At 44.8% G+C, this 12667-nt stretch carries 10 protein-coding genes; 6 read left to right on the top strand and 4 right to left on the bottom strand.

All coding sequences use genetic code 11. From position 1 onward, the window contains the following. Positions 1–55: 55 nt before the first annotated feature. Positions 56–1801: an aspartate--tRNA ligase gene (aspS, locus tag OGH69_RS12205; protein WP_265174760.1), complete on the bottom strand. Its 1746-nt coding sequence runs from the start codon at positions 1799–1801 to the stop codon at positions 56–58. Positions 1802–1964: 163 nt separating this feature from the next. After that, positions 1965–2402, bottom strand: coding sequence for a hypothetical protein (locus OGH69_RS12200; RefSeq protein WP_265174759.1), 438 nt, complete (start codon positions 2400–2402; stop codon positions 1965–1967). A gap of 266 nt (positions 2403–2668) precedes the next feature. Here OGH69_RS12200 and OGH69_RS12195 point away from each other — a divergent pair, with 266 nt between their 5' ends. The 4 genes from OGH69_RS12195 to OGH69_RS12180 all read left to right on the top strand — a co-directional run bounded on the left by OGH69_RS12195 (position 2669) and on the right by OGH69_RS12180 (position 6291). Beyond that, positions 2669–3676: a TlpA family protein disulfide reductase gene (locus tag OGH69_RS12195; protein ID WP_265174758.1), complete on the top strand. Its 1008-nt coding sequence runs from the start codon at positions 2669–2671 to the stop codon at positions 3674–3676. Positions 3677–3733: 57 nt separating this feature from the next. Beyond that, positions 3734–4717 (top strand): TlpA family protein disulfide reductase, encoded by a 984-nt coding sequence (locus OGH69_RS12190; RefSeq protein WP_265174757.1) that lies wholly within the window; start codon positions 3734–3736, stop codon positions 4715–4717. A 67-nt stretch (positions 4718–4784) separates the two neighbouring features. Next, positions 4785–5777, top strand: a complete 993-nt coding sequence (locus tag OGH69_RS12185) for a TlpA family protein disulfide reductase (RefSeq protein ID WP_265174756.1) — start codon at positions 4785–4787, stop codon at positions 5775–5777. A 166-nt stretch (positions 5778–5943) separates the two neighbouring features. Then, entirely contained in the window at positions 5944–6291 is a 348-nt protein-coding gene (locus OGH69_RS12180; protein WP_265174755.1) for a toxin-antitoxin system YwqK family antitoxin, read from the top strand. Between the two features lie 34 nt (positions 6292–6325). Here the strand turns inward: OGH69_RS12180 and OGH69_RS12175 are convergent, their stop codons facing one another. Further along, on the bottom strand, positions 6326–7450 hold the full coding sequence (locus OGH69_RS12175) for a PepSY-associated TM helix domain-containing protein (RefSeq protein ID WP_265174754.1): 1125 nt from the start codon (positions 7448–7450) through the stop codon (positions 6326–6328). Next, positions 7450–9897 (bottom strand): TonB-dependent receptor, encoded by a 2448-nt coding sequence (locus OGH69_RS12170; protein ID WP_265174753.1) that lies wholly within the window; start codon positions 9895–9897, stop codon positions 7450–7452. Before OGH69_RS12170 ends, OGH69_RS12175 begins: the two co-directional genes overlap by 1 nt. Before the next feature lie 223 nt (positions 9898–10120). On the opposite strand from OGH69_RS12170, the gene glgA reads away from it, so the two are divergent. Both glgA and OGH69_RS12160 read left to right on the top strand, forming a co-directional pair. Further along, positions 10121–11347 (top strand): glycogen synthase, encoded by a 1227-nt coding sequence (gene glgA, locus OGH69_RS12165; protein ID WP_265174752.1) that lies wholly within the window; start codon positions 10121–10123, stop codon positions 11345–11347. Between the two features lie 19 nt (positions 11348–11366). Continuing rightward, on the top strand, positions 11367–12638 hold the full coding sequence (locus tag OGH69_RS12160; RefSeq protein WP_265174751.1) for a glucose-1-phosphate adenylyltransferase: 1272 nt from the start codon (positions 11367–11369) through the stop codon (positions 12636–12638). Positions 12639–12667 lie beyond the last annotated feature (29 nt).

Here is a 12667-nt window from a genome sequence, read left to right as displayed (position 1 = left end):
AAATAGCCGCCCGTTGGAATGAGGCGGCTATTGTATAACGTAAGGAAATTCCAAATTATTTTAATTTGATGTGCAGCTCATCCAGCTGTGCATTGTCAATGAGTGAAGGTGCGTCGATCATCACGTCCCGGCCTGAGTTGTTCTTAGGGAATGCAATGAAGTCGCGGATGGTTTCCTGCCCGCCCAGTATTGCTACCAGCCTGTCGAAACCGAATGCAAGCCCTCCGTGCGGCGGCGCGCCAAACTGGAACGCATCCATCAGGAAGCCGAACTGTGCTTTGGCCTGCTCTTCGGTAAAGCCAAGATATTTAAACATAAGCGACTGTGTGGCCTTGTCATGTATCCTGATCGAACCACCACCTATTTCGTTACCGTTAAGCACAAGGTCGTAGGCATTGGCGCGTACGGCTGCCGGGTTGGTTTCCAACAGAGGCATGTCCTCCGGTTTTGGAGAGGTGAACGGGTGGTGCATGGCATGGAAGCGCGAAGTGTCCTCGTCCCACTCCAGCAGCGGGAAGTCTACCACCCACAGTGGTGCAAATTCTTCAGGGTTGCGCAGGCCAAGGCGTGTGGCCAGTTCCATGCGCAGGGCGCTCATGCGGGTACGCGTTTTGTGCGCGTCCCCCGAAAGCACAAGTATAAGGTCGCCTGGTTTGGCACCCGTTATCTCAGCCCATTTCTGCAAATCGGCCTGGTCGTAGAATTTGTCTACTGATGATTTGATGGAGCCGTCGGCTTCATATTTGGCATATACCATACCGCTTGCGCCTACCTGCGGGCGCTTTACCCACTCGATAAGCTCATCGATCTGCTTCCTGGTATAGGTCCCGGCACCCGGAACAGCAATGCCTACTACAAGCTCCGAGGTATTGAATACCGCGAAATCTTTGTGTTGTGTTACTTCGTTCAGTTCGCCAAATTCCATCCCGAAACGGATGTCCGGCTTGTCGTTGCCGTATTTTTTCATGGCTTCGTCGTAGGTCATTCGCGGGAACGGACCGGTTTCGATGCCTTTTACTTCTTTCAATAAATGACTTGCCAGGCCTTCAAATGTCCGGATGATGTCTTCCTGCTCCACGAATGCCATTTCGCAGTCAATCTGCGTGAATTCCGGCTGGCGGTCGGCACGAAGGTCTTCATCGCGGAAGCACTTCACGATCTGGAAATACTTGTCCATACCGCCCACCATAAGCAATTGCTTAAATGTTTGCGGCGATTGCGGAAGGGCGTAGAACTGCCCTTCGTTCATGCGGGATGGTACCACGAAGTCGCGTGCACCTTCCGGTGTCGATTTTATCAGCACGGGTGTTTCAACCTCGATGAATCCTTGCTTGGATAGATAATTGCGTACCTCAATGCCCACTTTGTGACGGAAGATGAGGCTGTTTTTTACAGGGTTCCTGCGGATGTCCAGGTAGCGGTATTTCATGCGGAGCTCCTCGCCGCCGTCTGTTTCGTCTTCAATAGAGAAAGGAGGGAGGATGGATGCATTGAGTATGGTAAGTTCGCTTACAAGTATCTCTATGTCGCCGGTAGCCATGTTCGGGTTTTTGGCCTCACGCTCAATCACGGTGCCTTTCACCTGGATAACAAACTCGCGGCCCAGGGATGCGGCAAGGTCGAACACAGCCTTATCGGTACGGCTTTCGTCAAATATTAGCTGCGTGATGCCGTAGCGGTCACGAAGATCGACCCATATAAGAAATCCCTTGTTGCGGGCTTTTTGTACCCATCCGGCTAACGTTACTTCCTGGTTTATGTTTGAGGCGTTGAGTTCGCCGCAATTATGGCTTCTGTACATTGCATGAAAATTTTGAAGTGCAAATTTAGCATATCAGGGAGATATTTTAGCCACGAATGATACTAATTCCATTATTTTTTATCAAAGGGAATGCCGGTTCCCTACTCAGGAGCTCTGAGGGGGTAACACGTATGTGCTCAATAAAACCCTGTGATTTGACTACTTAATATTTACTCTTGCTGGTTTCCTTAAAAGAAATAACCATATCGTCAATTGTTTTTGCCAGGGCTTTCTTCCTGTCAGCGTTGGTCCAGGCCATAATTTGGTAGTAATGTTTTTTGCCTTCCACGAAAGCAAGTTTACAGTAAATCCTATCGCCTTCCACATTACCATCTAGCTCAACAACCTTTGCAGGAAGCCCGTTTATTTTGGTGTTTGTAGGGGCAGGTAATTTTTCAAGGGAAAAAGAAGATTTAAAGTTGGTTATTATCAAATCATAATAGCCCTGCAGGTCATTGGTGTATTGATCATACAGTTCATTGTCATTCAATGCCGACTCAAGTTGCGATTTAGGCTCATCTATTACTATGACGAATAGTTCTTTCATCATGTCCTGGTATTGCAGGGAGGCCTCATCATTCAGTGAGGTTGTCCTGGTCATTGATTCGGGTATTTTAAGGCTAAATCCCGGCCCTTTAGCGGTAAATGTGGATTCTGGTCCGCTCCGGCAGGAGATTAATAGAATAAACGCGACAGCGGTTAGTAAGGTACTGCTTTTCATGGGGTGGCTATTTTATTGCAAATTAAAAATAAATGTTACAGGTCAGGTTATTTTGATCTTGTTTTTTTATTGACGACATGGATTAATAATCAGTAATTTAATTATTTTAGTGACCTGTTAACTATCCTCTATCCTGATGCTGCGATATGAAAAATATTTTATTTATCCTTCTTTTCGTATTTAATGGCGCTTTAGCCCAGACAAACGTCAGATTTATTGCCAAAATTGAAAATCGCAACAGCGATACTTTGGTACTGCAAAGGGTTGAGGTAGATGGATTGCAGTACAAAATATTCAGGGTTGGGATGGTTTCAGATGCCGATGGGAATTTTCAGGGCACTTTTTTGATGGAACCTGCGCTCTACAGATTGTTTGATGGAAAAGAGCAGGCTACTATTTACCTTGAGGAGGGGTATGACCTTAAAATGGAAATGGACGCTAAAATGTTTGACGAAACGATTTCTTTTAAAGGTAGAGGGGCTGAAGAAAATAACTATCTGGCAAAAAAATTCCTCTTGTTCGAGGAAGCGCGGAAAAATGTGGCACAAACTACCGACAAAGCCGTTTTTAAAACAATCGTGCGCCAGGTTATGGATAGGCTTTGGGCTGATCTGGATAATGAAAGGCTGAGTAAAAAATTCAGAAAAATAATGAATAGTGAACTCTTTAGTGAAAAAACAGAGTTGGAAAAGATATTTAACCATACTGTGTCTATGTGGTCCAGAAGAGGTAAGCCTTCTCCGGATTTTAATTGCGAGAATCATAAAGGGGGCACGACCAGCCTGAAGGACCTTAAGGGAAAATATGTCTATATAGATGTTTGGGCTACCTGGTGCGGCCCATGTCTTCAGGAAATACCTAGCCTGCAAAAACTGGAGCAGGTATATCGCGATAGAAATATAGAATTTGTGAGCCTTTCTGTTGATGCCAAAAAAGACTACGATAAGTGGAGGAAAATGGTGACAGATAAATCGCTTATGGGAATCCAGTTATTTTCAGGAAAAGGCTTTGAATTATCATTTATTAGAAAGTATTTGATAACGTCGATACCAAGATTTATACTCATAGACCCTTCCGGCAATATAGTAGACGCTGATGCTAAGAAACCAAGCGACCCGGCACTGGCAGAGCAACTTAATAATCTTCTTGATTAAATCACACTATAAATTCATTAACTTCGTTTTCCATTGCATAACCAACAAATAATTGACATGAAAAAATTACTGCTTATAACCCTGTTTGCCTTTACCGGCGCTTTTGCACAGGACAAAATGAAATTCTCGGCCAAAGTCCAGAACCGCAACAGCGATTCGCTCACCATCCGTTCGCGCAAGTTTACTAAAGTGATGGTTTCGGATGCCAAAGGCAATTTTAAGGATGAATTTGCCGTGGAGCCGGGCCTGTACCAGCTTTTTGATGGTGCCGAGGTGGCAACAGTTTACCTGAAGAATGGTTTTGACCTTGCCATGAGCCTGGATGCAAAAATGTTTGATGAATCCATCTCGTATAAAGGCAAGGGAGAAAAGGAAAACAACTTCATTGCAAAAAAATATCTTATGGAAGAGGAAATGCAGGATGAGTTTATGGCTGCCCCCGATCCTGAAGCCCTGATTAAGGTTGCCGATGATGTTGCGAAAAAACTTGAACCGATGCTTGCGGATAAGGGTCTTGATGAAAACTTCAGGGTACTGATGCGCGAACAGATGGCGGCAGAGAAGGCCGAAATAAAAGAATATGCCGAACATGTGGCCAAGTTAAAAGAGCTGCAGGGCAAGCCATCTCCGTCTTTTGCCTACGAAAACCATAAAGGCGGAATAACCAAACTCGAAGACCTGAAAGGCAAATATGTGTACATTGATGTATGGGCTACCTGGTGCGGCCCGTGCCGACAGGAAATACCGCATCTCCAAAAGGTAGAAAAGGATTACCACGGCAGGAAGATCGAGTTTGTGAGCCTTTCGATCGACGAGAAGAAAGACTATGAGAAATGGAGAAAAATGGTAACGGATAAGTCGCTGGGCGGAATCCAGCTCATTGCTGATAAGAACTGGAGCTCTGATTTTACAATGGCTTACTCTGTTAACAGTATCCCGAGATTTATCCTCATAGACCCTAAAGGAAACATTGTTGACGCAGACGCTCCGCGACCTTCGGATCCCGCACTGAGGGCAAAGCTGGACGAACTTCTCAAATAAATAACCCAAGCCTTCCCTTAGCGGAGGCTTTGTTTTTTTGCTATCTTTAGCATCCAAAATAAATATGATGAAAAAGAATATCCTGATACTTTTCCTTTTGGCTTCCGCATCGCTTTTTGCACAGGCTGAAATGAAATTTACTGCAAAAGTGAATAACCGCAAGAATGACTCCCTTATCATAAAGTCACAAGCGGGCGTGATAAAAGTGCTGAAGTCTGACGCCAAAGGAAATTTTAAAACCGTTTCTTTTCCTGTAAAGCCTGATTTTTACCAAGTAACCGACGGGACAGGCGTGGCAGTACTCTATCTGAAAGAAGGGAATGACCTGACTATGACTTATGATGCCAATGATTTGTTGGAGACGGCTGTGTTTAAAGGAAAAGGTGAAAAAGAAAATAATCTTCTTGCCGGCTTTAATAAAAATAACAAGGCACTCGGGCTTAAGCTTGCTGCCGTAACCGATGCCTCCATGCGCAACAAGATGATTGACGAACTGTTGGCCGGTATGCAAAAACAGTTGGAGGATGTAACGCTGGATAGTAATTTCCGAAGTATAATTAATGGACAGGTAACACAACAGCGCCAACAGCTGGCACAGCAGATGGAAAAAGGGGAGCGTCTTGCCAAGATTATTGGCCAGCCTTCACCAACCTTTAACTTTGAGAATTTCAAAGGAGGCACAACCAGCCTGGAAAGCCTTAAGGGCAAATATGTCTATATTGATGTTTGGGCACAATGGTGCGGTCCTTGCCGTCAGGAAATACCCCACCTGCAAAAGCTGGAGCAGGATTACCATGGTAAAAAGATTGAGTTTGTGAGCATCTCCATTGATGAGAAAAAGAACTATGATAAATGGCGCAAGATGGTGGAAGATAAACAAATGAGTGGCATACAGCTTATCGCTGATAATGCATGGCAGTCGGAATTTGTGCAGGCTTTTGGCATCAATTCCATTCCGCGCTTTTTGCTTATCGGACCTGACGGGAAAGTTGTGGAAGCCGATGCGGCAAGGCCAAGTAACCCTGCACTGCGCACACAGCTTGATAAGCTGCTAAAATGAGAAATCTCTGAAACCTCAATAAAATCGGCATATAACGCCGATTTTTTTATTTTCCAATGTTAAGTTTTCACTCAATGTTACCAAATTGTTAAGTGAATGTATCTTTTGTGTAAAATAATTTATATATTTGTGATAGATAATGTACAATTAAACACAAAGAACTGATATGAGAAAGATTATGATCGCTGCGGTACTGCTTTCAGCAGGTGTGTTATCAGCCCAGGAAGCCAAGCCAAAACATGAGATACAGGATCAGATGGTAAAATCTACGTATTATTATGAAAGTGGCCAGGTAAAGCAGCAGGGCTTTTATAAAGACGGAAGACTGCACGGCACATGGGTGGCTTATAACGAAGACGGAACAAAACAATCGATGGGAGAATATAACAATGGCGTGAAGACCGGTAAATGGTTCTTCTGGACCGGATCCGAATTAAACGAAGTGGATTATGCGGACAGCAGAATCGCAGAAGTTAAGAAATGGTCTCACAATGCCGTAGTTTCAAATAAATAAGCTCGATTTATTTATTTGAGAAAAAGGCTGTGATTTAGTTCACAGCCTTTTTTATTTTCACGTGTTTCGGCTTTTTATTCCGGCGGCCCCACCATATCACAATACCTGTTACAGGGAGTGCGGCAGCGATAAGGCTGGCTATGAAAACAATTATTTTTCCGGTAAGGCCAAAGTATTGTCCTGTATGCAGTCCATAATTCATTTCCTGCAGCTTCATACCGGCACTTTTGTCATCATACATCAGCTCTTTAACCAGTTCGCCCGTTACGGGATGGAATTGCAGGTTTGACTGATGGTGGTATTCTAAAGCGTTGGGGTACGATCCGGCAATAATGGCATTCTTAGGCCCTTGATCCCATACAAAGTACATTCCCCTTGTGGGTGCGAGCTTAAGTGTTTGTGCAAATGCCTTGTCCATAACATTCTGTGCATCTTTTTGCGTAAGCGTGGTATCAATTACAGGTTCGGCGCGCTCTTCGGGATAGTTCCTGCCCAGATTACCACCGTAATACATGGCGTCACCCATCCATTCGTAGGTAAAGGTCAATCCTGTAGCAGCTATCACCAATGCCACTATCGAAATGTAAAAGCCCGAGACATTGTGCCAATCGTAGTTCACGCGGCGCCATTTGGCACTCCACTTTACCTGAAGCCTGTCTTTAAGCTGTTTCTTCTTTTTGGGCCACCACTGTATGATGCCCGTTATCAAAAGGAATATGAAAATAATAGTCGCTACACCCACTATGTGCTTGCCAATCTCCGGCGGTAGCAACAAGTAAAGGTGTATGTGCTCCACAATGTGGAAAAAATCTTCTTCAAGATTCTCGGCATGCATGAACTTGCCCGAGTACGGATTGAAATAGATGAAGTAGCCATCTTCCCCTTTTACGCCATATACAAAAGCCGGTCTTGCTTCACCCCCATAGATAACCATCGACTGGATAACATCAGGGTACAGCTCCTTCGCCTTTTTTTGCAGTACAGATGGCGCAATATAGGGTTTTGCTTCTGCCTCAACCGTGCGCCACTCGCGGGTCATGTCCTTTATCTCATCATGGAAACAATAGATGCACCCCGTAATGCTCACTATAAACACAATGAGCCCGGAGGTAAGTCCGAGCCATTTGTGTATAAATCTTATTTTCTTTTTAAAACCCATTAAAACTTATACGTTAAGCTACCCATAAAGTTGCGTGGAGCCTGCACGTTGATTGTAGTGTACCCGTTAAAGTACAGCTCATCGGTAAAATTGTTTGCCTTAAGCGCAATCCTGTATTTTGGCTTGTCATAGAATAATGAAGCATTAAGCACCGTGTATGACGGAAGCACGAATTTCTCCGAACCGTTCACATCGCCATTAGCATCAAATGTATTGCTGTTGTAGATGGCGCTTTCGCTGGCATAGTTTCCGCCGAAGCCAATACCCAGGCCATCGATGGCAGTAGAAGGCAGCCTATAGCTGATCCAAAAGTTGGCAAGGTTTTGCGGACCTGCAGTTGTAGGGCGAAGGCCATTCACCCCGGCATCTGACTTTGTGTATTTGCTATCATTGTACGCATAGCCTACCAAAAGATTTAGCCCTTTGATCGGAGAAGCCGTTATCTCAGCTTCGAAACCAGTGCTCTTTTGCGAGCCATCCTGTATGGAAGAGTTTGGAACCGATGGATCGGCCCTTACGATATCATCAACCTTGATGTTGTAATAGCTGAGGTTGGCACCCAGCCTGTTGTTAAAGGCATCTAGCTTAATACCTGCCTCAAACTGGTTGGCCTGCTCGGGCCTGAATGTTTCGGTGTTCACGCCCGGTGCGCTGCTGCCTGCGTTGGCATTAAGCACATTTTTAAAGCTGTTCTGGTAATTGGCGAATACCGATACCTGATCCTGGATAACCTGGTATACCACGCCAAATTTAGGTGACCATGCATTTTGCGAGAAACCGCCGGAAGTAGTATTGGAAGCCGCATCGTAGCTGCCCCTGTTTTCGAAGTTATCAAAACGAACACCGGCAGATACTAATAATTTTGGTGTTATGTTCAGCACATCATTGATATAAAGGCTGTGTGTGCTCAGATTGGTGCTGCTGTGGAATACCGCAGTGGAGCTGTCAAGTTGGTTTTGGATATTCCTTGGGTTAAAAGCGTAGTAATCGGCAATTGCCCCGGAGTAATCAATCTCGTCAAACTCCCAGCCACCACTTGGCAGGTAGGTAATATCAGTATAGCCCTTGGTGTGGTAGATGTCTCCACCTATCACCATGCGGTTTCTCATACTGCTGATGTTGAAGTCCCCTGTAAAGTTTTGCTGGAACTCTATAGCATTTGACGAACCTCCAAAACCCCACGCATTTCGCGACATTTTATTGTCAGGGCGCAGGTAGAACCAAAAGCCCGGGCCGTTGGCCTCGTTGCTTGCCGATGTGATCACAGACTGTGATGTCCATGCATCTGAGATCTTATAGTTTACCGTTCCAAAAATGTTGCGGCTCCTTGTTTTAGTGATAAAATTACCGCCTACCATAGAACGCTTAAAATCAAGGTCAAGATCGGCGGCGCTGTTTATGCCAAGGCTGGAAGGCGTATGCATGTAATCGAGGTAAATGAGGTGCAGGCCGGTAGCATCCTGATCGAAAAACTCTCCCTCGATTGTGGCTGTCAGCCTGTCGCTGAATTTATATGTGAATGACGGAGCTACAAAGATACTTTTACTCATCCCAAAATCCTGGAAAGTCTCTGTAGAAGTTGTAGCGGCGTTTAGCCTGAAAAGTGCCGTCTTATCAGCATTTACAGGAGTATTTACATCTACCGTTCCGCGGTTGAAGCCAAAGCTTCCGGTTTGGTAGGTCACTTCGCCCCCAAATGTTTCGTAGGGTTTTTTGGTCACACGGTGTACCAATCCTCCATATGAGGTAAGTATGCTTCCAAAAAGGGTTGCTGACGGGCCTTTGATGGCCTCAAGCGTTTCCATGTTGGCCGCATCGTTGTTGGCGATAACAGTACCGGCAACACCGTTCCGCAACTGTGCCTGTGTTACAAACCCGCGCGATGCAAAGTACGAACCTCCGTCGCCGGCACGCCCGGTAGAGCCCCAAAGCTGATAAAGCCCTGTTACATTTTTAAGGGCATCATCCTGATTGGTAACCAATTGGTCAGCCATAAGCTCTTTCGTAACTATATTGGATACCTGAGCATTTTCAAGCGCTTTCAAAGGCATCCTTGCTGATGAGGTGCTTTCCTGTTTTTTGTAGCGGTTTAAATTCCTTTCGATTATTACTTCATCAAGCTGTTCACGGCTTTCAGTGAGTACAATGTTCTTAATCACTGCTTCACCGTTACCAACTGTAACCTGCTCTTCTACCGTAGCGATGCCAATAGCTGATATACGAAGCGTGTACGTCCCCGGCTTTATGTTTTTTATTTCGTAAAGGCCTTCAGAATTGGTAGTAGTGCCATGCGAAGTGCCTTTTAATGCTACCGAAATATTTTCGGCAACCGAATTGTCGCTAAGGGTTATTTTACCGCTTATCCTTGCTTTGTCCTGTGCACTTATTGCAAGAGTAAATAGGAGTACAAGGCAAAAAAATAGCTTTTTGAATATGAATTTGTGCATTGTAATAGGTGTTTTTTTCGGGTGCAAAAGTAAGTGTCAAAACGATAATAGCCAAACTATTTTTAATTATTCTAAATAAACAGAGGTTGTGATAAAAGTAAAACTCTGGTTAGCAGAATGTTGCTTTTTCTGAAAAGAATAAAAACATAATGTCCGATAATATAAACACAAACAGTTATTTCATTATCTTTAGGTCTCACTACTAAAAAGCCCTTGACAACCAATGAAGATTGCCCTCTTTACCAATGAGTTCCCACCCAACATTTATGGTGGCGCCGGTGTACATATCGATTTTTTGAGCTACGAGCTGGCAAAGCTGGCTGAAGTGGAGGTGCGATGCTATGGGGATCAGGAAGCAGAGCAGCCGGGGATGAATGTACTGGGTATACAGCCTTCGCTAAATGAAATGAATGAACCGGCCAACCAACACATTAAAATGTTCCAAAACCTGAGCCGGAATGTAGAGATATCGCTGCACACGCCGGTTGCTGATGTAATCCATTGCCATACGTGGTATACACACCTGGCGGGCATATATTCAAGGGAACTGCTGCAGGTGCCGCTCATCCTGACCACGCACAGCCTGGAAACCCACCGCCCTTGGAAGATCGAGCAGCTCGGCAACGGGTATTTCCTGTCGCGGTGGATAGAGCGCTCGGCCTATAACCTGGCCGATGGCGTGATTGCCGTCAGTGAGCAGATGAAGGAGGACGTTGTAGAGGCGTATGATATTGACCCTGCAAAAGTCACTGTAATACACAATGGCATCGACCCGGAATTTTACAAGCCTGTTTTTGATGTAAATATACTTGAGGAATATGGCATCGACCCGCAAATTCCCTTTGTCCTTTTTGTAGGAAGGATAACACGTCAAAAAGGAATTTCGCAACTGATAGCGGCAGCACATTATTTTACACCCAATTGCCAGATTGTTCTTTGCGCCGGGGCGCCGGATACGCCCGAAATAGCAAAAGAGACTGAAGACTTAATAAACAGGCTTAAAGCCACCCGCGGCGGAGTTATCCTGATATCGGAAATGTTACCTAGAGACAAAGTGCGTGTACTTTACAGCCATGCGCGTGTATTTGCGTGTCCTTCGCTGTATGAACCCTTCGGCATCATTAACCTGGAAGCATTGTCGTGCGAAACTCCTGTGGTTGCCAGTGCGGTGGGAGGCATTCCCGAAATCCTTACCGAAGGCGAAACAGGCTTCCTTATTCGGTTGGAAAGCATTTCCCGAGGCAATCTTAATCCTAAAGACCCGGAAAAATTCCAACGGGCTTTCGCCGAACGGGTGAACCTTTTATTAGAAGATGAAAACAGGGCGTTACAAATGGGTAAAGCTGGAAGGCAGCGTGTACTTGACAAATTCAGTTGGGAGTCGATTGCAAAAAAGACTTATACGTATTATGAAGAAGTCATAGCACGGTTTGAAATAGAGAAGGCATAACGAATAAAATTGGTATACGATGAGTAAAAGTACATTAGCCATCATACTTGGTGGCGGGCAGGGTTCAAGGTTGTTTCCGTTAACGCAGCGTCGCTCCAAGCCGGCAGTACCAATAGGTGGTAAATACCGCCTGGTTGATATTCCAATTTCCAACTGCATTAACTCCAATATCCACAGGATGTTCGTGCTCACGCAGTTTAACTCGGCTTCGCTCAACCAGCATATCAAAAACACGTTCCAGTTTGGCCATTTCAGCACCGCATTTGTCGACATACTGGCGGCCGAACAGACACCGGACAACCCAACCTGGTTCCAGGGCACTGCCGATGCAGTACGGCAGTGTATGCAGTATTTCCTTAATCACGAGTTTGATTATGCCTTAATCCTGTCGGGTGACCAGCTGTACCAGATGGATTTCAACGATATGATCGCGGCACATGAGTCTAGCGGTGCAGGCATTACAATAGCTACGCTTCCTGTTAATGCTAAGGATGCTCCTGAATTTGGAATCTTAAAAACTAATGAAGAAAGCCTGATAACATCTTTCATTGAGAAACCCCACCGAGACCTTTTGCCCGAATGGTCTTCTGAAGTCAGTGAGGAATCAAAGGCAGAAGGCAAGCATTACCTTGCGTCAATGGGTATTTACATCTTTAACCGTCAACTGCTAATTGACCTTATGTCAACCACTGAAGCAAAAGATTTTGGGAAGGAGATAATACCGCAGGCAATTGGCAACCATAAAATATTGAGTTACCAGTATGAAGGCTATTGGACCGATATTGGAAATATCGATTCTTTTTTTGAAGCAAACCTAAGGCTTACAGATGAGATACCAAAATTCAACCTGTTTGACAACCTTAGCAAGATATTCACTCGTGCCAGGGTGCTGCCGCCCTCAAAAATTACCAATGCATCAACAATAGACAGGTCAATTATTGCCGAGGGAAGCATTATCGATGGTACGTCCATCGAGCATTCTGTAATAGGTATCAGGAACAGGATCGGGAAGGGGTCGAAAATCTCCAATTCCTACCTTATGGGTAATGATTATTACCAAAACCTTGATGAAATGACTTATAATTACGAAAATAATATCGTCAATCTGGGCATTGGTGAACGCTGTACCATCAATAATGCCATTATAGACAAGAACTGCCGTATCGGGAAGGATGTGACACTTAACGGCGGATCACATTTGGAGGATGTGGACACAGAGCTCTACACGGTAAAGGGAGGTATTATTGTGATCAAAAAAGGAGCTTTGCTGCCGGATGGTTTTACTATTTAAGTGCATGAAACCAAAGCATTTTTTTAAAA

Origin of the sequence: Flavobacterium sp. MFBS3-15, assembly GCF_026107645.2 — a bacterium.
Classification (GTDB): domain Bacteria; phylum Bacteroidota; class Bacteroidia; order Flavobacteriales; family Flavobacteriaceae; genus Flavobacterium.
This window is presented reverse-complemented; position numbering and strand designations above follow the sequence as displayed.

Bases quoted from the DNA above. Each gene is read 5' to 3' on its own strand.
- OGH69_RS12190 (WP_265174757.1), top strand. From the start codon at position 3,734: ATGAAAAAATTACTGCTTATAACCCTGTTTGCCTTTACCGGCGCTTTT.
- OGH69_RS12170 (WP_265174753.1), bottom strand. From the start codon at position 9,897: ATGCACAAATTCATATTCAAAAAGCTATTTTTTTGCCTTGTACTCCTA.
- OGH69_RS12180 (WP_265174755.1), top strand. From the start codon at position 5,944: ATGAGAAAGATTATGATCGCTGCGGTACTGCTTTCAGCAGGTGTGTTA.
- aspS (WP_265174760.1), bottom strand. From the start codon at position 1,801: ATGTACAGAAGCCATAATTGCGGCGAACTCAACGCCTCAAACATAAAC.
- OGH69_RS12185 (WP_265174756.1), top strand. From the start codon at position 4,785: ATGAAAAAGAATATCCTGATACTTTTCCTTTTGGCTTCCGCATCGCTT.
- glgA (WP_265174752.1), top strand. From the start codon at position 10,121: ATGAAGATTGCCCTCTTTACCAATGAGTTCCCACCCAACATTTATGGT.
- OGH69_RS12175 (WP_265174754.1), bottom strand. From the start codon at position 7,450: ATGGGTTTTAAAAAGAAAATAAGATTTATACACAAATGGCTCGGACTT.
- OGH69_RS12160 (WP_265174751.1), top strand. From the start codon at position 11,367: ATGAGTAAAAGTACATTAGCCATCATACTTGGTGGCGGGCAGGGTTCA.
- OGH69_RS12195 (WP_265174758.1), top strand. From the start codon at position 2,669: ATGAAAAATATTTTATTTATCCTTCTTTTCGTATTTAATGGCGCTTTA.
- OGH69_RS12200 (WP_265174759.1), bottom strand. From the start codon at position 2,402: ATGACCAGGACAACCTCACTGAATGATGAGGCCTCCCTGCAATACCAG.